Raw genomic sequence first — 22,138 nt, 5'->3', positions numbered from 1 at the left:
AGGGTAATCATACTCTCAAAGAATCGCTGGCTCAAAATCGGATAACTCAAGTTTTTTAGATGCTTGTAGGGCATTCTTATAGAAAGTTACGACTTTTATAGAGTAGGCGGCGGATTGCTGCGGTAGTCCGGTTACGGCTGCAGTGCAGGCCGCTATCGCGGCCAAAGCCCCAAACAAACCCGAATTGAAGCTTTTCGTCAGCAAAGCCCCGGCGCAAACGGGCAGGGTTTGGTGTCGGTTTGGGCGCTACAGTTTGGCCGTTTTCAAGCCGGCGTCGGCCGATTGCCAGTTCGTGGCGATTCGGTTATAAGGCAGCGCTACGGACAAAACCATTGTCTAGGCCGGGTTTATAGTGGAATTTATCGATTGAAAACAAGCATAGTGGATTCAGTAGCTTTAGCTGAGCCGATTCGTCTGGGTTTAATGCCGCCGTTGACCGGCGTGGTAGCGATGTACGGCGCCGAAATCATTCACGCCGCCCGGATTGCCTGCGCCGAGATCAACCGCAAAGGCGGTTTGTTGGGCCGACCCCTGGAACTGATCGTCGAAGACGACGGCAGTCTGCCGCAAACCGCGGTGCCAGCCGCGCGCCGCTTGGTGCACGATCACCGTTGCGTGGCGATGATAGGTAATTTGATGTCCAGTTCCCGGATTGCGGTTGCCGGCCAAGTGGCCGAACCGGAAAAGATTCCCTATCTGAATTTCTCGTTTTACGAAGGCAGCATTTTCAGCCGGTATTTCTTTCATTTCGCCGCTTTGCCGAACCAGCAGATCGATAAAATGATTCCGTATATGGCGGAGCGTTATGGACTGAAAATGTTTTTTGCCGGGAATAATTACGAATGGCCGCGCGGTTCCATCGATGCCGCCAAGCGTTGCCTGCAAAAACTCGATGGCGATGTGGTCGGCGAGGAATATTTGCCGATAGGCGCGAGCCAGGACGAAATCAATGCTTTGCTGGAATTGGTCGCACGTTCGGGCGCGGATGTATTCGTGCCTTACTTTGCCGGGATAGATCAAATCAGGTTATTGACTGGTTTTGCCGGGATGGGCTTGAAGAAACACATGGCGGTGGTGATGGGGCATTTCGACGAAGTGTTGGCGAGCCTGTTGCCGGCCCAAGTTCGGGAAGGCTTTTATTCCAGCAACACGTATTTCATGTCGTTGGATACCGAGGAAAATCGGGCTTATTTTCAAAAATTGGCCGCCGAACCAGATGTCGATGGCATTTGGCCGGCCGGCAACGGTATTTTGACCAATTTCGGCGAAGCGACCTATGTGTGCGTGAAAGCTTTTGCAAAAGCCGTCGAGCAGGCCGGATCGACAGACAGCGAAGCCCTGGTGGATGCCCTGGAAACGATCAGCGTTACCGGTCCTCAAGGTAGTGTCAAAATGGATGCCGCAACTCACCACGCCTGGGTTAACACCTATTTGTCGCGCTGCAACGCCGACGGCAGTTTTAGCATCGTCGAGAGTTTTTTCCTGAATCCTCCGCGTATTCCGGAACGTTATACCCGGCAAAACGCCGATTTGCATATTTCGCGGCCGCCACAGCGCAGCATCAGTCACTTGGGGCAGGCAGCCAAGTCGGTATTGACCCGATCGAATGCCGCGCAACAAATTCTGTCTATCGCCGATATGGCGATTCTGGCGACCGACGAAAACGGGATAATCACCGAAGCTAACGTCAATGCTTGCAAAATGTTCGGTTATTCGGGGGCGGAAATTCTGGGCATGTCCGTGCATTTATTGTTGCCGCCGCATTTTCGCCAGCGTCACGCCGAATTGGTCAAGCGTTTTGTCGAAAGCGACGAGACTCAGCGCAACATGGGAGGGCGAAGCGAACTCGCCGGTTATCGCAAGGATGGGTCGTTCTTTCCGTTGGAAGCTTCGATCGGCAAAGTTCGCTTCGGCGAGCATTGGATGTTGGTGGTGACGCTGCGCGACATCTCCAGCCGCAAACAGGCCGAGGAGGAATTGCTGTGGCGTGCTACGCACGACAGTCTGACCGGCTTGCCCAATCGAGCCCTGATTCGCGAGCGTTTGGCGAGCGCCTTGCTGCGTTCGCGCCGTCATGGCGGCAATGTCGCGCTGTTATTTGTCGATCTGGATGATTTCAAACTCATTAACGATAATTACGGCCATGAGATGGGTGATCTGTTGCTGAAAACTATCGCCGCGCGTTTGCGGGAGTTGATTCGTCCGGGCGACACGCTGGCTCGCCTGGCCGGCGACGAGTTCGTGGTACTGTGCGAACAAATCGAGCAACCGACCGCACTGTCTTTGATCGCCGAGCGTATTAATGCCGAGCTGCGCCAAACCTTGGAGTTGAACGGGCACTCTTTGTGCGTCACCGCCAGTATCGGAATTGCCGTTGGCCACGGTTCCACGCACTCTACGGACGACTTGTTGCGTTATGCCGATACCGCGATGTACGAGGTTAAGCAAAAAGGTCGCGACGGTTGGCATTTCTTCAACGATAGCCTCGAACAAAAAGTTCGCCAGCGCCTTTCGGTAACTCAGGGTTTACGCTTGGCGATCGAGCGCAACGAGTTGTCTCCGCGGTTTCAGCCGATCGTATGTGCCGACAGCGGCCGGATCGTCGGCGCCGAACTGTTGCTACGCTGGTTTCCGCAGGATGGCGAGATATCGCCGGCAATATTTATTCCGATTGCCGAGATGACCGGTGCGATTGTGGCGCTAGGTTTATGGGTGTTCCGGCAAGCTTGCCTTGCCGAATCCGCTTGGCGCCAGCGTTGGCGGGATTCGGCGCCGTCCTATATCTCGGTCAACGTATCGGCGCGGCAGCTCAACGAAGAAAGCTTGGCGGACGATTTCTCCAGGATTCTGCGAGAAACGGGAGCCGACCCGCGACGTATTTTGTTGGAAATCACCGAAACCTCGTTGATGGCCGATATCGACACCAATTTGCGGATATTGCGGCGCCTGGCCGATTTAGGGATGCGAGTGGCGGTGGACGATTTCGGTACCGGTTATTCTTCCCTCGCGCAATTGACCCGACTGCCGGTCAACGTGTTGAAAATCGATAGGGCATTTGTAGACGGTATCGACACCCAGTCGGAGAATCGGGCCGTGAACCGGGCTATCGTTGGCTTGGCGCGGGCGTTGGGGTTGAAACTGGTGGCCGAAGGTGTCGAAAATATCGAGCAATTGCTCGAACTGCGCGCATTGGGTTGCGATTACGTGCAGGGCTACCTGTTTCATCGGCCGTTGGACGAGCAAAGTTTTATCGGCAGGTTCAGCCGTGAGCTCGAGGAGCAGTCGGTCGCCGCGGCTGAGCCGCCGCTGTTTTTCTTGATCTACGTCAGCAGGGCCGTCCGCCACTTAAGCGATAGCCAATTGGAAATGCTGTTGGAAAAGACCCGCGCTGCCAATAACGCCCGGAATATTACCGGTTGCCTGCTATACATGGATGGCTGTTTTATGCAGATGTTGGAAGGCAGTCGCAAAGCGGTTCTGCAATTGGTGGAAAAGATAAAGGTCGATCCTCGTCATCGAGACTTTCGCCTAGTTATGCAGGCACCCCAGCAGCGTCGGGCCTTTCCGAGTTGGAGTATGGGATTTCGCGATTTGTCCAGGCTCAAAGACGAACCGGATTTTTCCCCGTGGTGCCAACGCAGGATCGGTTTCTTCGAACTGGCCGAGGATGCCCGCACCTGTTACACCTATATCACCGCTTTTCGGCATGACAGCATATAGCCGGTGGGGCTAGGGTCGATTTCGGCCGGATATCGCTGCGGCCGGTTTGCCGTTGGCGCCCTTGGCCGACAATGCCCCGTTTCTGGGGTTATAATGCCCGGCTTTTCCAAATCATCGGGTAGTTACGCCGTGGATATTAAGACCTATATGCAGCAGCTCGGCCGACAAGCCAGACAGGCCGGTCGCGAAATTAGCAAAGCCGACAGCGGCCAAAAAAACGAGGCCTTGTACAACATCGCCGCGGCCATTGCTGAGACCCGTGAGATTTTGGCCGGCGAAAACCGTAAGGATTTGGATGCCGGACGGGCCAATGGCCTGGATTCGGCCGCGTTGGACCGGTTGGAACTGACGCCGACCCGCATCGATGCGATGATCGAAGGTCTGAAACAGGTGGCGGCGTTGCCCGATCCCGTTGGCGAAATCAGCAACCTGGTATATCGGCCCAGCGGCATTCAGGTGGGCCAGATGCGGGTGCCGTTGGGCGTGATCGGCATCATCTACGAGTCGCGGCCGAATGTTACCGTCGATGCGGCGGCCTTGTGCCTGAAATCCGGTAATGCCTGTATTTTGCGCGGCGGGTCGGAGTCGATTCACTCCAATCGTGCTATCGCATCCTGTATTGCCAAGGGTCTGGGCGAAGCCGGCCTGCCGGAACAGGCGGTGCAGGTGGTCGAAACCACAGACCGAGCCGCGGTTGGCGAATTGGTCCGGCTGCAGCAGTACGTCGATGTGATCGTGCCCCGCGGCGGCAAGAGCCTGATCGAGCGGATCAGCGCCGAAGCGACGATCCCGGTGATCAAACATCTGGATGGCATCTGCCACGTCTATATCGACGGTAAAGCCGACATCGACAAGGCCGTGGCGATCGCAATGAACGCCAAAACCCACCGCTACGGCGTTTGCAATGCGATGGAAACCCTGCTGGTCGCTGAAAGCATTGCGCCGGCCGTGCTGCCGGTGTTAGCCGAAAAATATGTCGAGAAAGGCGTCGAATTGCGCGGTTGCCTGAAAACCTGTTCGTTACTGAAACAGGCCATCCGCGCCACTGAAGACGACTGGCATACCGAATATCTGGCGCCGATTTTGTCGATCAAGATCGTGGCTGATATCGACGAAGCGATAGAACACATCAACATTTACAGCTCGGCGCATACCGAAGCCATCGTCACCGAGGATTACACGTTGGCGCGGCGCTTTCTGCGCGAAGTCGATTCCAGCTCGGTGATGGTCAACGCATCGACCCGGTTTGCCGACGGTTTCGAATACGGCCTGGGCGCTGAAATCGGCATCAGCACCGACAAGTTGCACGCCCGCGGACCGGTGGGCCTGCACGGCCTGACTTCGTTGAAATTTATCGTGCTCGGCGACGGCCATATCCGCCAATAGATGATCGGCGTCTACGGCGGCACCTTCAATCCGGTCCATTACGGCCACTTGCGCACGGCGCTCGAGGTCAAGGAGCTATTCGGATTGCAGCGCCTGCACCTGATTCCATGCCGGCTGCCGGCCCATCGCGGCCAGCCCGAGGCCGACGCCGAGATCCGGATGCAGATGTTGGCCGCGGCGGTAGCCGATACGCCGGGTTTTTACGCCGATCGGCGCGAGTTGGAACGCGACGGGCCGTCGTATATGGTCGACACGTTGGCGCAATTGCGGCGCGAACTGAGCAGCGCTACGCCGCTGTTGTTGTTCATCGGCGCCGACGCCTTTGCCGGGCTGGAACGCTGGCATCAGTGGCAACGGCTGTTCGAATTTGTCCACCTGGTTGTGATGACCCGGCCCGGCTTCCAACGCGGGCCGTTGCCGCCGTTTTTGCAACAGCGGGTCGTCGACGACTCGCTGTTGTTAAGCACCGCAGCGGCCGGGCGGGTTTTGTTCCAACCGGTGACGGCTTTGGCGATTTCCGCCACCGAAATCCGCCGGCTCATCGCAGCCGGCCGCAGTCCGCAATTTTTATTGCCTGATCGGGTTATTGCTTTGATCCGTCAGCACCAACTTTATCAAGCAACTACTGATCAATAGGAATTCGAATGCAATCAGAAGCGTTAGTGACACTGGTCGAAGCCGAACTCGACCTGCGCAAGGGCCTGAATATCAAAACCATAGACGTGCGCGGCAAGACCAGCATCACCGATTTTATGGTAATTGCCACCGGTACCTCGTCGCGGCACGCCAAATCGTTATGCGATTACGTGGTCGAAAAAGTCAAGGAAAACGGCTTGCAACCTTTAGGCATGGAAGGCGACCAAGGTTCGGATTGGATCTTGCTGGATTTGGGCGACGTCATCGTACATGTCATGACCGGACAAGCCCGCGAGTTGTACCAGTTGGAAAAATTGTGGTCGGTTGCCGGCGATGCCGCCCATGCCTGAGCATTAGGCGCTCAACTCTAATTTTGCCGATGTTGCCGCGCTAATTTTTCGGCGCAGCCCTCAAGAAAACTCCGCCCCAGTCGATGACTTAGGCATGCTAAAGGAGGGGTTATGAAAGCGTGGCGAATACTCAGTTTGGCGGCCTGTTTGGCCTTGGCGGGTTGCGCAGCTAACGGCAGCAAAAATGCCGAAATGGCGCCGCAGCCGAAAACCTTGCGTGCCAGCGGCTACAGTACTTTCGATAACAGCGGCCGGCTTTCGGTCAACCAGCGTTGGCTGCAAGCGCAACAGGCGGCCAAGCTCGAAGCGTTCCGCAGTTTAGCCGATCAGTTGTACCGTGAGCCGCTGGACGACGGCGATACGGTCGGCGCCAAGGTGATGCGCGACGAAACTTACCGGATTTATCTCGATACCTATCTGCGCGGCGCTGCCGCATCCGACTACCGCACGGTAAAAGACAGTCTGAAAGCGACATTGGAGCTGCAACTCAGTCCGCGTTTTTACCGCTGCATGAGCGGTAGTGCCGGCAACGTCGACCAATGTCTGCAGCAAGAAAATAAAGTCCCGTTCACCCGGTTGGGCTACAAGGAAGCTACCGTCACATCGGCTAACTTGGCTTGCGGCTCGCGCGATTGCAACGACCTGTATTACGTCAGCGGTTTCTCCAAACAACCGAACATCCTGGACGATGTTTTGCTGGATGCGGGACTTTACGACGCGCAAGGGATAGTCAATACTGGTGCGCGTGGCTTTCTGCAATATTTCCTGTTCAATGGCTTCTTCAATTCGCTTTAACAGTCTGCTCGTGCCGGTACTGGCGTTGGTGTTGGCCGCCTGCGACGGCGGCCTGTTGCATAAGAGCGTCGACGCCGACAGCTCGGCCAATGCGTCCGGACGCCAGACCAGCGTACAAGGCGCGGCCGCCATCGGTGCCGGCGGCGTCGAGGAAGCGCGGCGGGCGGCGATCGACGACGCGGTACAGCGCGCCTCGGCGCAATTGAAACGCAGCAATCCGGCCGGGGCTGCGATCAGCGATATCAAGGTGGTCGACGAATGGCAGGATGGCGGCGTATACCACATCCAGGCCTTGGCAGTATTGTCCGACCGCCAACATTGCGCGTCGCCGTACCGCAAAAAAATCGTCGCCACCGGCTTTCCGATCATGAACGCCGAGCAGGTCAGCAGCAGCGAAAGCCAGGACCTTTTCAGCGGCATCCCGCGCGAAATCAATAACCGGCTGATGGAAACCGGCGATTTTATCGGCCGGAATCTGACCAACGCCGTGTTGTATTCCCGGCCCGATATCGCACCGGAAATCTTGCCGACGACGGGGTCCGCCGAGTCGGTGATCGTCAACGTCGCCCGCCAGTATAATGCTCAGTTCGTGCTGTCCGGCGTGATTCGCGGGTTTCGCACCGAATCGACCGAATTCGTCAGGGGCACCGGGGTGTTGGCGGAAATCAAATCGATGGCCCGAGACTTCATTGGCCGGCGCAGCATCGATTTCGACGTATTCGTGCACGACGGATTCAGCGGCGCGCTATTGTTCCAGCAACGCTACAGCGCGTCGATCCTGGGCGACGTTTCGTTACCGAACGGCTATAACGTCGGCAGCGAGCGCTTCAACGACACGCCGTCCGGCCACAAAATCAGCGAATTGATTCAGCAGGCCAGCGAGGATTTGCACCGCTTGTTCGGTTGCTATCCGTTCACGACCCGGGTGTTGGAATCGGCAAACAACCGCATCGTGATAGCGGCCGGCGCTCAGGACAAAATCAGGGTAGGCGATAAACTGATGATTTATTCGGCGTCCGGGATTGCGCCGAGCGGGCGGGGTTTGAGCGATCAGGTCGGAATGTTGACTGTCAGTGAAGTCAGCGCGAACACTGCGGCCGGCAGTCTGGATGCCGGCGCGCAGGGCATGGTTCGGCCAGGAGATTGGGTGAAAAGCTTCGCCTCCCAGTAAAGTTTACGACTCGGCCAGTAGGCGCTCTATATCCTTAGACAGCGCGGACGGCGCTACGAAGGGCGCGTAGCGTTTGTACACTCTGCCGTCGCGGCCGACCAAAAATTTGCAAAAATTCCATTTTATCGACTGGCTTCCCAATAAGCCCGGCGCGGCCGCTTTTAGATATCGAAACAGCGGATCGGCGTTGGCGCCGTTGACGTCGACTTTGGCAAACATCGGAAAAGTGACGCCGTAATTGGCTTCGCAAAAATCGGCAATCTCCCGGTTGGTACCGGGCTCCTGTTGGCCGAATTGGTTGCACGGAAAACCCAGTATCTTGAGTCCGCGGCTTTTATAAGTTTGGTATAACGCTTCCAGACCGCGATATTGAGGCGTAAAGCCGCAGTGGCTGGCCGTATTGACAATCAAGACCACTTTGCCCCGAAATTGGGATAAGGAAATGCTCTCGCCATGTATGTTGGCGGCGGAGAATTGGTAAATATCGCTCATGCTGGAAATTTCGCTTGGTGTGGTTGTCGGAAACATTTGGCGACGCCATGGTTGCACACTGCGCCTGTCGGAATTGTGCGGACTTCCCGAAAATTCGCCGATAGCCGGAATTCTCATTCGATACGCAATTGACCTGACCGCGGCGCGAACGGTTGCAGATTACCGTTGGCCGCGGATTTGTCAAAGCGGGCCGACCTTTAAGCCGAATGCATCCGAGTCAAGTATTGCTGCAGTTTATGAGCGACGATGGTCTCGTAGTGCCTTTTCAGCACGGAGTCGGAGGGTTTTCCTGGCAATTCGCTTTCGATCTGGTGGGCGAGGTGGGCCAGAAAGTGGCGTCTGAGCACCGAATCCTGCGGAATGCCGGATTTTGCGGCTACCGTTGCAATGGCAGGCGCGGCTGATTCTGATGCAACCCGGCTAGGCCGGTTATCGGCATTTCGCTCCGCCGTTGAGTCGGCCTTATGCGCGGTATCGTAGTGACGGCGCAAAACTGAATCGGTCGGATAGGGATTTGTCCGCACCTCCTTTTCGGCCAGTTTGGCGGCTTGATAATGACGGCGCAATATGGAATCTTCCGGCTCGCGCTCATTACTTGCCGTAGTTGCGGTAGCCGCGCTCACCTTTACACTCTGACTAGTCGAGTCCGGCGCGGGTGGGGTCACCGCTTCCGCGGACGGGGATGTTACTGCGGGTGACGCTGGCTCGGCGGGAGGCGATACTGCCTGATCGGTTTTAAGCGAGGTTTGCGTTGGTTTCGGTATTGGCGCCGATGCGCCGGCTCTGGCTTTCCGGCGATGGCGGATGAATGCCCAGATCAAAATGCCTAATAGCAGCAGCGATACGCCGAGAATCGATAAAATTACCAACATGACGGTCCTCCTTTGAAAGAGTGTTGTTATCTGCACGACCGGCCCGGTTTCCCGACTGGGCGCACTCTGCGTTGTTGTAGTGGCCGTCCGGCGTCCATTGACGGCGCAGACAGGGGCGGTGCCGGGCCGAAATTCGGGATGGCGTTGCCGTAGTCCGATTCGATTTATAGCATAATTCGTTGAAATAGTTGCTTTTGGCCGGGTTTGGTCCGGCATAGTGACGCGGTCGAGGTTATCGGCGGCTGGGTTCGGTACAATAACCGCGTTTTTATTTCCCATCCCCTGGTTTGTTAATGACTGATTCAATTATTTACGCGCTGGATTTCGACGGCGTGATTTGCGACAGCGCACTGGAAACCGCGCTGACCGGCTGGAAAGCCGCTGCCACGATATGGAACGGCATGGCGGAAACTGCTCCGCCGGAGTTGGTCGAACAGTTCCGCGCCGTTCGCCCGATCATAGAAACCGGCTACGAAGCCATACTCGTGATTCGGTTGTTGTATGCGGGCGAGACTACCGAGTCGATCTACGCCGGTTATGGCGAAAAGGCCCAAGCCTTGATGGCGGATGCCGGTCTGACGGTGGAGGGGCTGAAACAGTTGTTCGGGGATACGCGCGACCAATGGATCGCCGAGGACAAAGCGGGTTGGATCGCCGTGAATCCGCTGTTCGCCGGCATGGCCGAAAAGCTGAACCGGTTGGGTAGTAACCATGACTGGTACGTCGTTACTACCAAGCAGGAGCGTTTCGTAAAGAAAATCCTGAATGCGAACGACATCGAACTGGCCGCCGACCGCATTTTCGGCTTGGATCGGAATATGAGCAAGCCGGAGGTATTGAAAGGTCTGCAACGTTCGCATCCCGGCCGGCCGATTTATTTTGTCGAAGACCGCTTGCCATCTCTGCAGAACGTACGCAAACATAGCGAACTTGCCGAGTTGCGGCTCGGATTCGCCCTATGGGGTTACAATCTGCCGCAGGACAAAACGCAGGCTGAAGCTGAAGGCTGTTGGCCGATACATCTCGAAGACTTCCTGGAAGGCGACGCCGGATTCGGCAGGGCCTGAAAGCTCCGTTAAAACCTTAGCAAGCTTTGCAAGTAAACGTAATCGGTATCCGGGGTGCGCGGTGCGGACGGTGCGGATCTGGCGAATTCGCCTTTGAACAAATGGCTCCAGCCGGTTTCGAAATTCAGGCTGCTGTTCACGTCCCAGCGCGCCGTCAATTCCAATTGTTGGCCGACCGAATCGCCGCTGCGGCCGGTTTTATCCTGCAAGCCGGTGCCGGCCCTGCTGTCGGTCGGCGAGGCCAGCCAGAACAAGCGATGGGAAACCGATGCTTGCAAGTCGCTCCGCGGTGAAAATGTGATGCGGGTGCCGGGCGAGTTGATATTGGTGCGAGCGAACGCGCCGTAGATGCCGGTGGCGCCGAATTCGAAGCGGCGGGCGCCGTATAAGGTATCGAACCTCTGTTCTTGGTTGTCGTTGGGGTTGTCGTCGCCGCTGGCGTAATCGTATTCCAGTGTCAGATGCGGGGACCAGGGCGCATCGAAACTGTAGCCGACATCGGCGTGCTGGTAGCAGGCGCTGTGCTGCTGGTCCAGGCCGTCGCGGGCGCCGCTCGTGGCTCTGACCGTGCCGAACTGGCCGATGGTCTCCAATTGAAAGTCGTAACTGGACTTGGCCGGTTTACTGAATAACCGAACCCCCGGCGTGAAATAGCGGCGGTTGCGGGTCGGATTGCGGATACTGTCGCCTTCGTCCAGATGGTACAAGTAAATCTCGGCGTTGGTATTCCACGCCAGTTTGTAAAGCTCCAGAAAACCGCCGGAAAACCAGGTGTGGGTGTCTTCCTCGTCGAACTCGTGAGTTTCGTCGAGCAAATCGATAGAAGCGGTCGGGTAGCGGTTGACCGGCATCGTTACGAAGCCGGTCAACTGCCAAGCGTCGTAGTCCAACAAGCGCAATTTGACGCCGGTGAAGCTGTTGATTGTGTTGCGCATCGCGTTGCGCGCCGCCAGACGCCGGCTGCCCAGATTCAAGGTTTGGCGGCCGGCCACCATTTCGAAACCGAGACCGCTGTAGAACACATTTTGTTTGGCCCAGGCTAAGTAACCCTGGATGAAGTCGGCTTGGTCGGCGTGGGTGTTGTTGATACCGGAACCGCTGTCGGCAGCCAAGGCTCGGGCATCGAGAAATTCCGCGCCGAGGCGGAAGGCATCGAAAGCGGCTTGCAGCCAAAGATCGCTTTGCAGCGCGATTTGCTGGTCGCCGCCTTTGCCGTTGGCTTTAAAAGCGTTGTCCAGCGTTTCATAACGGGTACGCTGTTCCAGACCGAGCGATAGCCATTTCGGCAAGCCAAGGTTGTCGTGTAGGTTCCACACCGGTTTTTCGTATTTGTCGTTGCCCAGCAAAGCATCGGACATTTGGCTGGAAAATGCGGCAAACGGCGGCCGGTTGTAGGTTTTTTTCTCGGCGGCTTGTAGAACGCCTACTGCGCCACAAACATAAATGCCGGCGGTGACCGTTATCGCCTTGCTGACTGCTGGTAGTTTCATGGTTCAACCCGATATCGAAGTTAATACGCTGCGCGTGCAGTAGTGTTATGCATCGATTTGCCTGGGCGCGGTATTTTTCCGCTTCTGCCAGGCAACGTCTGGATTGAGCTTACTTGTCGTTATGTATCTGTGTAAATAACGAAAATTGGGAACAATTTAATTTCGTTAAGGCAACAATTGCAAACTGAAGCGGTATTTCCTCTCTCCAAAGGTCGGTATGAAATTGAGGTTTGCTGGGTTAGTTTGCAGTTGTCACAAGCGAGACCAGGTTCGGATTCGGCGAAAATCGTGCGGAGAATGGCGTCCATATCGGCGACGGTGTTTGATTTTCCTGGAAAACGAGTCGGGCAGGCGGCCGGTTTAGTAACGATACCGCTCCAGTTGCAACCGCCTAAATGAATCGGATCGTCGCAAATACGACACAGAGGGCTGCGAAAGCTTAAGCCTGATGTCGGGTTTGCGACAATGTCAGCCATTGGATAGCCGAATTGGCTTGTTTTACCTCCGGTTATCCGGAATGTCGCTGCAATATTCCCAATATTGATAAGGGTTTAACAAGCTGGCAAGCCTCTTGCATCGTTCTCAAGTAACACGATTCTATTCATTCGACAGGAGACTTTTCCGATGTTACTCGAGAGCTACGACAGCCAGGGCCTTTTAACCATTACTTCCGTGTTGGGCAAGACCAGCATGGCCGGTGTTTCGGCCTGGCGTGGCGACCTGGTTTTGGTCGAAGGCGCGATGCGTGAGGGCGCCACGAATCCTAACGATCGTAATCCGCCTAAGTTGCTGATTCATCAAGCCGCGATGTTGGCCGATAGCGAGAAAATCTTGTTCATAAACGGCGTGGTTTACAAACTGGATTCGCTGGAAGTGTTTGTCGAGAAATACCAGTCCGCACTGACGCCCGAAACCCTGGCTTTGATCTATGTAGAAAACATTGCTGACAATCTGGAAGTCGAAATCGGCGGCGTCAAGTTCAAATTATTGCCGTACAGCGAAGGTATGGTTTGGAACGAAACCATGGAATTGCTCTACATCGAAAAGTCAGACCTGAAAGGCCAGTCGGCCGAAGACAAGGTGGTGACCGTTTACGAAGCTGCCAAAGATTTCAAATTCAAGGCGGAAACGGTGGATTACCAAACGGCTTTGAGCAAGACCATAGAAGTCAAACGAGAAGCCAGCTACGGTCCGGTCTAACCCGGCTTTGCCCAGGTTGGGAGCGAGCATGAAAAACTTTAAAACGGTTTCCGTCGCCGAATCGGAACAACTGATAGCCGCGCAGCAACCGATGATTCTGGATTGCCGCGATCTGAAGGATTACCGGGCCGGCCATATCGAAAATGCCATGCATGTGCACGAACAGTTGCGCGATTCCCTGCTGCGCAAGGCGGATAAAACCAAGCCGCTGCTGATTTACTGCTATTACGGCCACGCCAGCGAACATTTGGCGGAAATGTTCGGCGATTTCGGCTTCCAAGCGGTTTACAGCCTGGCCGGCGGTTATGCCGACTGGAAAGAGCAGCACAAACTTGAAAGGTGAGGCTATGGAACAACTATCACGAGATTTGGCGTTGCGGATTGCGTTGGCGTCGCGCGTGCTGCCAGGAGTCGATGTCGCGACACTGATTGGCATCCTGCACGAAAAGGTCGGCTCGCCGCTGTCGGACGAGAAATTGAAGTCGATTACCGTGACCAATTTGAAGACCGGCATCGGTAGCCACGACGGCGAGGAGGATGGCGAGGATATCGATATCGGCCTGGCCAATATCAAACTGGCCGTGCGGTACTTGTGGGGCGAGGAAGACGGCGACGAGGGCCTGCCGGAAATCATGCCTTACAAGGACGGTGACTTGCCGGAGTCGATCCGGGTCGCGATCGCGTCGAATAGCGGGGCATTATTGAACGGCCATTTCGGTTCCTGTATCCGCTTTCTGGTGTACCAGTTGTCGCGCGACGACTTGCGGCTGGTGGATATTCGGTCTACGGTCGATGCCGATACCGCCGATGACAAAAACCTGTTCCGCGCCGAATTGATCAAGGATTGCCACGTGCTGTTCGTGCAATCGATCGGGGGGCCGGCGGCGGCAAAAGTGATCCGTGCCGACATTTACCCGATCAAAATTCCGGACGTGATCGAAGCGACCGACCAACTGCGGGAATTCCAGAAAGTGTTCGACGCGCCGCCGCCCTGGATGGCCAAGGCATTGGGCAAGAGCGCGGAGGAACGCAAACGCTTCGTGGCTCAGGAATAGCGGGGTAAGGCGGTCGGCAATCTGTTAACGGCGCAATTGCCGGTTCAGCCGTATCAGAAACTCGGTTCCCTGTCCGGTTTCGCTGACGACGCTCAGCGTGCCGCCGTGTTGCTGGGTGACGATACGGTAGGCGATATGCAGGCCTTGGCCGCTGCCTTTGCCGAAGTCTTTGGTGGTAAAGAACGGGTCGAAGATGCGGTCGCGAATCGGTTCCGGAATGCCGGGCCCATTGTCGGCGATCCGGATTTCCACAAAGTCGTCTACCGCCGAGGTGCGGATTTCGATTTTGCCGCCGCCGTTTTTGCCGTCCTCAATGGCTTGCGCCGCATTGACGATGATATTCAAAAAAACCTGAGTCAATTCTCCCGGAAAGCATTCTATGGTCGGTACGTCGCCAAAATGCGTTTCCACCTCCGCCACGTATTTATAGCTGTTACGGGCAATCAGCAATGTATTCTCCAATGCCAGATTGACGTTGATCCATCCGGCGTTGCTCTGTCCGCTATGCGAAAACCCCTTCATGGCCTGGACGATACGCACGATTTGGGCAATGCCTTCCAACGACTGTTCGATGGCCAACGGAGCGTCTTCCAGGATAAACGCCAGATCGGCCTGACGTTCCAGGTCGTCGATAACCTGTCGATGGTCGGCCTGTGCCGACAGTATTGTGCGGTACCGTTCCAGCAGATGGGTGATGCTGGCGAAGAAATCGCCGATGGCTCGCAGATTGTCGCCGACGTATTGTGCCGGCGTGGCGATTTCGTGGGCGATGCCGGCGGCGAGTTGGCCTACGGCGGCTAATTTCTCGGCTTGCAGCAGGTTTTTGTTGGCTTGTTCGATAGCGCGGGTGCGCTGCTCGATTTGCTGCTCCATGTAGCGCATAACGTTTTGCGACTGTTTGCTTAACTGCCATTTTCGCAGCGCGGCATGAACCACTTGGCGCAATTCCAGGTCACTGAACGGCTTCTCCAAGATCAACAATTGGTCGCTTTCCCCCAATGTGGCGACAATTTGCTCCCAGTTCGGCCCTGGACTGGTGGTAGATAGCACGACATGCAGGTCGGCGTCGGTTAGCCACAATTGACGGATTAAATCCAGACCTTCGCCATCCGGCAGGTTGTTTTCCACGAAAACCAGCTGGAAAATTTGTCCGGACTTGACGCCGCGGCCGATGGCTGCACTCGCTTCTACCATAGTTGTGCAGCCAAGAAACATATAACTCAGATTTTCTGGGCGGTATGTCAACGACGCGTGCTCACTGCCGTTGAACATCAAGTCGAGTCGGCTGCGCAACGCCGGGTCCGGATCGACCGCCAGGATCCGGTAATGCTCTTCTGCCTCAATGAACATGCTCAGACTCCGGTGTTATGCGTTCTGGTGCGCACTGCGTTGGCGAAAATCCACCGTACCCGCTCATCGGATCGCCAAGGCCCGGCAAATTCGCGGCAAATTGATTTCCGCCATCGATATGTCGTCCGATTGGGGCTGTTGCTGCTGATGGGCTCGCAACTGTGCCTCAATTCGGTCGATACGCCTCTCTCTAGCAAGATCGGCCTCCAGTGCCCGCTGCAAACCGTTTACTCCGAATAAGTTGAGGTCCGCGCCGATTTGATCGGTCACGCCGTCGCTATAAAGAAATACCGATTCGATACCGCCGACGTCGTACTCGGCAATGTTGCCGATAAGACCAGGGTCGGCGGCAATGCCGAGCGGCAGATTCGCAGAGTGCAATTTGTCGGCGATTTGGCCTTGCTGGTCTAAAAAGTAAATATCCGGCATGCCGCCGTTCCATGCTTGCAGACGGCCATCCGCCAAATCCAACGCAATCAGCGATGCCGCACAAAATAAGCCGGTCGGCAATTTGCGGCACATTTTCCGGTTAATCGTATTCACCAACTGTTCCAGCGGCGGATGGTCCAGGCATTGCTCGTCGAAGATCTCGGTGACTAATAAACCGCCCAGTGCGGACTGTAATCCGTGGCCGGTCAAATCGCCCATCATCAGGTAAAATGCCTGGCCGTCGCGACTGACGGCGTTCAAAATGAAATCGCCGCCCACCGCGTCTTTGGCCGAGATGAAAAAATCAAGGCCGTCGGGCACTTGGTAGCCGTTTTTACCGAATTTGCTGCAAACGATTTTAGCGGTCTCCAGTTCGTGCTCCAGCAGCGCCTGTTTTTCGGCCAACTCTGCATTGCGCTGTAACAATTCCAGGTTTTTCTGTTCCAATTGTTCGCTTAACAGGCGCTTGGCAACCACCAGCCGGTATTGTGCCAGCGCGTCGGCGATGATTTTCTTGGTAACCTCCAGCGGGCAGGGCTTGGGTAAATAGCGAAAAATATGGGCCTCGTTGATCGCTCTGATGGCGATGTCCAACTCGATGTTTCCGGTCAGCACGATTTGCACGCTGTCTGGGGAAATCTCGCCGGCTCGCTTCAGGAATGCCAAGCCGTCAGTGCCGGGCATGCTGTAATCGGACACGATCACGGCGATGTCGCGCTCTTGCTCGAGGATGCGCAGTGCGTCTGCGGCGGAACTTGCGGTGAATAATGCGAACTGGCGGCCCAACGTGCGTTTGAACGTGTCCAGAACATTCGGTTCGTCATCTACGCACAGGATTTTGTTTTGCAATATTTCCACCATCTAGCCCTCCTATTTTGTCGCAAAACATGCCATGACGTTATCGGCCAGCGTTCGCCATTCGTTTAGACGGTCCAATTTGCCGAGCCGCTGCAAATAGGCTAGATCCAGAGCCATATCGAATAAACGGTCGTAACCGCCCATTGCCGAGGGCTTGAGCAGGCAGGATGCGACATGTACCGCAGTCAGTGCGTTGACGCCGTCGTATTCGGAATCGCTTGGCCGTTGTTGCAGCAAAATCGATTCTATGATGCGCGGTGGTATTTTCCATAAACTCAGCACGTAAGCGGCCGCCTCCGCGCGGGTAAAACCGAAGATGGCGGTTTCAAGTTCGGCGATCGGCGTATCGCTGATTAGGGCTTGTTCGATCAGCATTTTGAGTTTATGACCGCCGCGCGACATAAAGATCAGCAAACCCATATTGTGCAGCAGGCCGCCCAAATAAGCTTGGTCCGGCCGGTCTTCGCTTTGCTGCTCCGATAGCGCGATCAAGCGAGCCAGTTCGGCCACCCGACCGGCGTCCTGCCACAAGTATTCCATATAGCGTTCCGCTGCTTGATCGTCGACCGGAAAGGCGGTTTTGACGTGTACCGACAACACCAGACTGTTGAGTTTTTTCAGGCCGATCAGATTGATCGCGTCGGTCAGATTGGATACCCTGCGCTGCAAGCCGAAATACGGCGAATTGACCAGATGCAGCAGTTTGGCGGAAAGCACCATGTCCTTGGCGAAGATATCGGCGATTTGAGTGCTGGTGGTGCGTTCGTCGGCAATCGCGGAGTTCAACTCGTTATAGATTTTGGGTAAGCTCGGTAACTGGCTGGCTTCGCCGACTTCCGCCGCGATGCGCGGATTATTGACGCAAGCCTGGATATTGAAGATTTGGCAGATCGTTTCCCGCAAGATTTCGGCGCTGCACGGTTTGGCCAAGTATTGGTGAGCCACCTCCAATCCCCGAGTCAAGGTTTCTTCGTCGGCGTAGCCGCTGAGGATCATGCGTACCGTGCCCGGATAGGCCTCTGCCACCCGTTTAAGTAATTCGTCGCCGCGCATTTCCGGCATCATCATGTCGCAGACGATCAGATCGATGGGCTGGTGCTGCATTAATTCCAGGGCTTGTTTACCGCTGGTGGCGAAATACAAATGCCATTGTTCGCGATAAGGGCGAAGTTGCCGCTGGATGCCGCTGATCACATTTTCAGTGTCGTCGACGAACAGGATATTTTTGTTTCCGTCCATATCGAATCAGTTTCACCGCCAACCGGCGCGGTGGCACGGCAATCGCGGTTTGCGCAAAATTTCGCTGGTTTAGCGCTTCGGGTTACTGGGTATCGGTCGCAATCGTTGGCTTGCGAGGGGCTTAAGTTTAGATAAGCCGAGTCGGTTTGTCTGGCACCGATAACCAGGAATGGGTATTGGTTAAGATTTTTGCAGCATTGACAAGGTTTTAGGCAACTGATAGCTTTGCTGTTGGCACTCGGCAGTGTGGAGTGCTAACGAATTTTGAAGGTAACGAACTGTGGCTGGCGGACAGGATTTAAACGAACGATCGTTATATTTACTAAAAACCCTGGTGGAGCGTTATATCCAAGACGGTCAACCGGTTGGGTCGCGCCTGCTGTCGAAAGATCCCAACTTGAAATTGAGCCCGGCTAGTATCCGCAACGTGATGGCTGATTTGGAAGAGATGGGCTTGATCCATTCGCCGCATACGTCCGCCGGGCGGGTGCCGACGGTCAGCGGCTACCGTTTGTTCGTGGATAGTCTTCTGACGGTCAGGCCTTTGGCGTCGGCTGAATTGGACCAGTTACAGGCCAGTCTGCACAGCCAGACCGAAACCGCCACCGATTTGCTCGGCAAGGCCTCCAAGCTCCTATCCGACGTCACTAAAATGGCCGGAGTGGTAACCTTGCCGCGCCGCGACAGCGTCTCGTTGCGCCACATCGAATTTTTGCCGATGTCGAGTACCAGGATTCTGGTGATCTTTGTCACCGATACCGAAGAGGTCCATAACAAGATCATTCATACCGAGAAACAATTCTCTACCGCCGAATTGCAACAGGCCGCCAACTATTTGAACTCGGTGTTTACCGGCCGCAGTCTGGCCAAGATCCGCGACTTGGTGGTCAAGGACCTGGAAAAAGATCGGCATTCGGTCAACCAGGGCATGATCGATGCAGTCAACATGGCGCAATTGGCGTTTGCGCAGCAGCCAGACGACGATTACGTGTTGAGCGGCGAAACCAATTTGATGGGTTTTTCCGAGCTGTCCGACATGGAACGGCTCAAACAACTATTCGACGCCTTCAGCCAGAAACACGGCGTAATCCACTTGTTGGACCAATGCCTGCAGGCCGACGGCGTGCAGATTTTTATCGGCGAAGAGTCCGGCTACAGCGTGTTCGAACGGTGCAGCCTGGTGACCGCGCCGTATTCGGTCAACGACGAAGTCGTCGGCGTGCTCGGCGTGATCGGCCCAACCCGGATGGCTTACGAGAAGGTGATTCCGTTCGTCGACGTCACGGCAAAATTATTGGGCGCGGCCTTGAATCCGAAATAATAGCCCCTATCGTTAGCCCAACTCAAAAAATTAGAACCATGGAGAAAATATGAGTCACCAGCAATCGAGTCACGAACAGCAGACGGACGCCGAACTGATCGCCGAAGTATTAGAGCAAACTAAGCCGACCGCGGCGGAAGCCGGCGCCGAAGAAACCGCAACGGAAGAAACGGTCAGCATCGAATCCTTGCGCGAGCAATTGGAACAAGCCCAACAAGCCGCGGCTGCCAATCTGGACAAAGCGTTGCGGGCTCAGGCCGAGATGGAGAACCTAAAAAAGCGAGTGCAAAAGGATTTGGACGACGAGCGCAAATACGGCCTGGCCAAATTCGCCAAGGAATTGCTCAGTGTGCTCGATAGTCTGGAATTGGGCATTCAAGCCGCAAGCGGCGACAGTCCGGAAGTGGTCAAGTTACGCGAAGGCAGTTTGCTGACCATCAAACAATTCGAATCGGTGTTCGCCAAGTTCAACATCGAGACTATCGATCCTCTCGGTCAGCCGTTTAATCCCGAATTTCATCAAGCCATGGTCATGCAGCCCAGCGAAACGGCCGAGCCGAATTCGGTACTGAACGTATTTCAAAAAGGTTACATTCTGAACGGCCGTTTGTTGCGCCCGGCCATGGTGGTGGTGGCCAAGGCCGCCGACAAACCCGCCGACAGTGCAAAAATCGATGAGCAGGCTTGAAAATCCAACGATCAACCGCATATCGCTAACAACTTTTTAACTTACCCCTTATTCAAGTCTGGAGAATTTCAATGGGCAAAATGATCGGTATCGATTTAGGAACCACCAACTCCTGCGTCGCCGTGCTGGAAAACGGCACCGCGCGGGTCATCGAAAATAGCGAAGGCGCCCGCACCACGCCCTCCATCATCGCCTTTACCAACGATAACGAAGTCCTGGTCGGCCAATCGGCCAAACGCCAAGCGGTAACCAATCCGGAAAACACCTTGTTCGCGATCAAACGTTTGATCGGTCGCCGCTTCAAAGAAGACGCGGTACAAAAAGACATCAAGATGGTGCCTTACAAAATCATCGAAGCCAACAACGGCGACGCTTGGGTCGAATGCCACGGCAAGAAAATGGCGCCGCCGGAAGTGTCTTCCCGGGTGTTGATGAAACTGAAAAAAGACGCCGAAGCGTTTTTGGGCGAGGAAGTCACCGAAGCGGTCATCACCGTACCGGCTTATTTCAACGACTCGCAACGCCAAGCCACCAAAGACGCCGGCCGTATCGCCGGTCTCGACGTCAAGCGCATCATCAACGAGCCGACCGCAGCGGCGTTGGCGTTTGGTATGGACAAACCGAAAGGCGACACCACTATCGCGGTCTATGACCTGGGTGGCGGTACTTTCGATATTTCCATCATTGAAATCGCCGAAATCGAAGGCGAGCACCAGTTCGAAGTACTGGCCACCAACGGCGACACTTTCCTGGGCGGTGAAGACTTCGATTTGCGCATCATCGACTTTTTGGCGGGTGAATTCAAAAAAGACACCGGCATCGATCTGCACAACGATCCGTTGGCCTTACAACGGCTGAAAGAATCGGCGGAGAAAGCCAAAATCGAGTTGTCTTCAGCCGAGCAAACCGACATCAACTTGCCGTACATCACCGCCGACGCTTCCGGTCCGAAACACTTGAACGTCAAACTGACTCGCGCCAAATTGGAGTCCTTGGTCGACGATTTGATCGAACGCACCAAAGGCCCCTGCCTGCAAGCGATCAAAGACGCCGGCGTCTCGACCGGGAAAATCAACGACGTGATTTTGGTCGGCGGCCAAACTCGGATGCCGAAAGTGCAACAATTCGTTAAAGAATTGTTCGGCAAAGAACCGCGCAAAGACGTCAACCCTGACGAAGCCGTGGCTTTGGGCGCGGCGATTCAAGCCGGCGTATTGGGCGGCGATGTCAAAGACGTGTTGTTGCTGGACGTTACCCCGCTGTCATTGGGTATCGAAACCCTGGGCGGCGTGATGACCAAGCTGATCGAGAAAAACACCACGATTCCGACCAACGCCTCGCAAGTGTTCTCGACCGCCGAAGACAACCAGACTGCCGTTACCGTGCACGTGTTGCAAGGCGAGCGGGAAATGGCGTCCGGCAATAAATCGCTGGGCCGCTTCGACCTACAGGACATTCCGCCGGCGCCTCGTGGCATCCCGCAAATCGAAGTGTCGTTCGACATCGACGCCAACGGTATCTTGAACGTGTCGGCCAAAGACAAAGCCACCGGCAAGAAACAGTCCATCGTCATTAAAGCCTCCAGCGGTCTGTCGGACGACGAAGTCGAGCGCATGATCAAGGACGCGGAAGCTCACGCCGACGAAGACCGCAAACTGAAGGAACTGGTTTCAGCCCGCAACGCGGCGGAAGGCATGATTCACGCCACCGAAAAATCGCTGAAAGAATTGGGCGACCAAGTCAGCAGCGACGAAAAATCGGCGATCGAAGCGGCGATCAAAGACCTGCATGCGGTATTGAAAGGCGACGACAAAGACGCCATTGAAGCTAAAACCAACGCCCTGACCGAGCTATCGGGTAAACTGGCCGAACGCGTCTACGCCCAAAAAGGCGGCGCCGAAGCGGCTGCAGCCGGCGGCCACGAACACGCGGCCGGCGGCCAACAAGCCGAGCCCGACCACAACGTGGTCGATGCCGAGTTCGAGGAAGTCAAGGACGACAAGAAGTAAAGTTCGTTCG

19 protein-coding genes are annotated in these 22,138 nt (G+C 55.6%); 13 read left to right on the top strand and 6 right to left on the bottom strand.

Translation table 11 applies throughout. The features are described from left to right. Positions 1-366: 366 nt before the first annotated feature. The 6 genes from NP603_RS15225 to NP603_RS15200 all read left to right on the top strand — a co-directional run bounded on the left by NP603_RS15225 (position 367) and on the right by NP603_RS15200 (position 8,058). Positions 367-3,720, top strand: a complete 3,354-nt coding sequence (locus NP603_RS15225; protein ID WP_256611783.1) for an EAL domain-containing protein — start codon at positions 367-369, stop codon at positions 3,718-3,720. A 147-nt stretch (positions 3,721-3,867) separates the two neighbouring features. Further along, positions 3,868-5,106 (top strand): glutamate-5-semialdehyde dehydrogenase, encoded by a 1,239-nt coding sequence (locus NP603_RS15220; protein WP_256611793.1) that lies wholly within the window; start codon positions 3,868-3,870, stop codon positions 5,104-5,106. Further along, complete coding sequence (gene nadD / locus NP603_RS15215; RefSeq protein WP_256611782.1) at positions 5,107-5,742, top strand: nicotinate-nucleotide adenylyltransferase; 636 nt, start codon at positions 5,107-5,109, stop codon at positions 5,740-5,742. Positions 5,743-5,750: 8 nt separating this feature from the next. Continuing rightward, the gene (gene rsfS / locus NP603_RS15210) at positions 5,751-6,092 is read left to right on the top strand and encodes a ribosome silencing factor (protein WP_256611781.1); all 342 of its coding nucleotides are present in this window, start codon (positions 5,751-5,753) and stop codon (positions 6,090-6,092) included. 111 nt (positions 6,093-6,203) lie between these two features. After that, on the top strand, positions 6,204-6,887 hold the full coding sequence (locus NP603_RS15205) for a hypothetical protein (protein ID WP_256611780.1): 684 nt from the start codon (positions 6,204-6,206) through the stop codon (positions 6,885-6,887). Beyond that, positions 6,865-8,058, top strand: coding sequence for a flagella assembly protein FlgT middle domain-containing protein (locus NP603_RS15200; protein WP_256611778.1), 1,194 nt, complete (start codon positions 6,865-6,867; stop codon positions 8,056-8,058). Before NP603_RS15205 ends, NP603_RS15200 begins: the two co-directional genes overlap by 23 nt. A 3-nt stretch (positions 8,059-8,061) precedes the next feature. On the opposite strand, the gene NP603_RS15195 is transcribed toward NP603_RS15200, so the two are convergent. Both NP603_RS15195 and NP603_RS15190 read right to left on the bottom strand, forming a co-directional pair. After that, positions 8,062-8,586, bottom strand: a complete 525-nt coding sequence (locus tag NP603_RS15195; protein WP_443192646.1) for a glutathione peroxidase — start codon at positions 8,584-8,586, stop codon at positions 8,062-8,064. Positions 8,587-8,747: 161 nt separating this feature from the next. Then, positions 8,748-9,422, bottom strand: coding sequence for a prolipoprotein diacylglyceryl transferase (locus NP603_RS15190; RefSeq protein WP_256611776.1), 675 nt, complete (start codon positions 9,420-9,422; stop codon positions 8,748-8,750). 293 nt (positions 9,423-9,715) lie between these two features. Here NP603_RS15190 and NP603_RS15185 point away from each other — a divergent pair, with 293 nt between their 5' ends. After that, positions 9,716-10,489: an HAD family hydrolase gene (locus NP603_RS15185; protein ID WP_256611775.1), complete on the top strand. Its 774-nt coding sequence runs from the start codon at positions 9,716-9,718 to the stop codon at positions 10,487-10,489. Positions 10,490-10,497: 8 nt separating this feature from the next. Here the strand turns inward: NP603_RS15185 and NP603_RS15180 are convergent, their stop codons facing one another. Then, positions 10,498-11,979 carry an alginate export family protein gene (locus NP603_RS15180; protein WP_256611774.1) on the bottom strand — a complete coding sequence of 494 codons (1,482 nt, stop codon included), beginning with the start codon at positions 11,977-11,979 and terminating at the stop codon, positions 10,498-10,500. Between the two features lie 624 nt (positions 11,980-12,603). Between NP603_RS15180 and NP603_RS15175 the strand changes: the two genes are divergently transcribed. The 3 genes from NP603_RS15175 to NP603_RS15165 are packed head-to-tail and all read left to right on the top strand — an operon-like array spanning position 12,604 to position 14,234. After that, on the top strand, positions 12,604-13,179 hold the full coding sequence (locus tag NP603_RS15175) for a hypothetical protein (RefSeq protein WP_256611773.1): 576 nt from the start codon (positions 12,604-12,606) through the stop codon (positions 13,177-13,179). 28 nt (positions 13,180-13,207) lie between these two features. Further along, positions 13,208-13,522 (top strand): rhodanese-like domain-containing protein, encoded by a 315-nt coding sequence (locus tag NP603_RS15170; RefSeq protein ID WP_054758556.1) that lies wholly within the window; start codon positions 13,208-13,210, stop codon positions 13,520-13,522. A 4-nt stretch (positions 13,523-13,526) separates the two neighbouring features. After that, complete coding sequence (locus NP603_RS15165) at positions 13,527-14,234, top strand: dinitrogenase iron-molybdenum cofactor biosynthesis protein (RefSeq protein WP_256611772.1); 708 nt, start codon at positions 13,527-13,529, stop codon at positions 14,232-14,234. Positions 14,235-14,258: 24 nt separating this feature from the next. On the opposite strand, the gene NP603_RS15160 is transcribed toward NP603_RS15165, so the two are convergent. The 3 genes from NP603_RS15160 to NP603_RS15150 form a co-directional block, all read right to left on the bottom strand. Further along, entirely contained in the window at positions 14,259-15,584 is a 1,326-nt protein-coding gene (locus NP603_RS15160) for a sensor histidine kinase (protein ID WP_256611771.1), read from the bottom strand. Positions 15,585-15,647: 63 nt separating this feature from the next. Continuing rightward, positions 15,648-16,874: a SpoIIE family protein phosphatase gene (locus tag NP603_RS15155; protein ID WP_256611770.1), complete on the bottom strand. Its 1,227-nt coding sequence runs from the start codon at positions 16,872-16,874 to the stop codon at positions 15,648-15,650. A 9-nt stretch (positions 16,875-16,883) separates the two neighbouring features. Then, complete coding sequence (locus tag NP603_RS15150) at positions 16,884-18,110, bottom strand: response regulator (protein WP_256611769.1); 1,227 nt, start codon at positions 18,108-18,110, stop codon at positions 16,884-16,886. Between the two features lie 280 nt (positions 18,111-18,390). Between NP603_RS15150 and hrcA the strand changes: the two genes are divergently transcribed. From hrcA to dnaK, 3 genes are all read left to right on the top strand, one after another. Continuing rightward, a complete protein-coding gene (gene hrcA, locus NP603_RS15145; RefSeq protein ID WP_256611768.1) occupies positions 18,391-19,431 on the top strand; it encodes a heat-inducible transcriptional repressor HrcA in 1,041 nt (346 codons plus the stop codon). Positions 19,432-19,480: 49 nt separating this feature from the next. Further along, a complete protein-coding gene (gene grpE / locus NP603_RS15140; RefSeq protein ID WP_256611767.1) occupies positions 19,481-20,119 on the top strand; it encodes a nucleotide exchange factor GrpE in 639 nt (212 codons plus the stop codon). 71 nt (positions 20,120-20,190) lie between these two features. Continuing rightward, on the top strand, positions 20,191-22,128 hold the full coding sequence (dnaK, locus tag NP603_RS15135; protein ID WP_256611766.1) for a molecular chaperone DnaK: 1,938 nt from the start codon (positions 20,191-20,193) through the stop codon (positions 22,126-22,128). The last annotated feature ends 10 nt before the right edge of the window (positions 22,129-22,138 follow it).

This window comes from Methylomonas aurea (assembly GCF_024505045.1).
GTDB classification, from domain to species: Bacteria; Pseudomonadota; Gammaproteobacteria; order Methylococcales; family Methylomonadaceae; genus Methylomonas; species Methylomonas aurea.
This window is presented reverse-complemented; position numbering and strand designations above follow the sequence as displayed.

Coding starts and splice junctions, on each gene's coding strand:
- NP603_RS15160 (WP_256611771.1), bottom strand. CDS start 15,584: ATGTTCATTGAGGCAGAAGAGCATTACCGGATCCTGGCGGTCGATCCG.
- grpE (WP_256611767.1), top strand. CDS start 19,481: ATGAGTCACCAGCAATCGAGTCACGAACAGCAGACGGACGCCGAACTG.
- NP603_RS15190 (WP_256611776.1), bottom strand. CDS start 9,422: ATGTTGGTAATTTTATCGATTCTCGGCGTATCGCTGCTGCTATTAGGC.
- NP603_RS15175 (WP_256611773.1), top strand. CDS start 12,604: ATGTTACTCGAGAGCTACGACAGCCAGGGCCTTTTAACCATTACTTCC.
- NP603_RS15170 (WP_054758556.1), top strand. CDS start 13,208: ATGAAAAACTTTAAAACGGTTTCCGTCGCCGAATCGGAACAACTGATA.
- NP603_RS15205 (WP_256611780.1), top strand. CDS start 6,204: ATGAAAGCGTGGCGAATACTCAGTTTGGCGGCCTGTTTGGCCTTGGCG.
- rsfS (WP_256611781.1), top strand. CDS start 5,751: ATGCAATCAGAAGCGTTAGTGACACTGGTCGAAGCCGAACTCGACCTG.
- NP603_RS15220 (WP_256611793.1), top strand. CDS start 3,868: ATGCAGCAGCTCGGCCGACAAGCCAGACAGGCCGGTCGCGAAATTAGC.
- nadD (WP_256611782.1), top strand. CDS start 5,107: ATGATCGGCGTCTACGGCGGCACCTTCAATCCGGTCCATTACGGCCAC.
- NP603_RS15150 (WP_256611769.1), bottom strand. CDS start 18,110: ATGGACGGAAACAAAAATATCCTGTTCGTCGACGACACTGAAAATGTG.
- NP603_RS15165 (WP_256611772.1), top strand. CDS start 13,527: ATGGAACAACTATCACGAGATTTGGCGTTGCGGATTGCGTTGGCGTCG.
- NP603_RS15185 (WP_256611775.1), top strand. CDS start 9,716: ATGACTGATTCAATTATTTACGCGCTGGATTTCGACGGCGTGATTTGC.
- NP603_RS15195 (WP_443192646.1), bottom strand. CDS start 8,586: ATGTTTCCGACAACCACACCAAGCGAAATTTCCAGCATGAGCGATATT.
- dnaK (WP_256611766.1), top strand. CDS start 20,191: ATGGGCAAAATGATCGGTATCGATTTAGGAACCACCAACTCCTGCGTC.
- NP603_RS15155 (WP_256611770.1), bottom strand. CDS start 16,874: ATGGTGGAAATATTGCAAAACAAAATCCTGTGCGTAGATGACGAACCG.
- NP603_RS15180 (WP_256611774.1), bottom strand. CDS start 11,979: ATGAAACTACCAGCAGTCAGCAAGGCGATAACGGTCACCGCCGGCATT.
- NP603_RS15200 (WP_256611778.1), top strand. CDS start 6,865: ATGGCTTCTTCAATTCGCTTTAACAGTCTGCTCGTGCCGGTACTGGCG.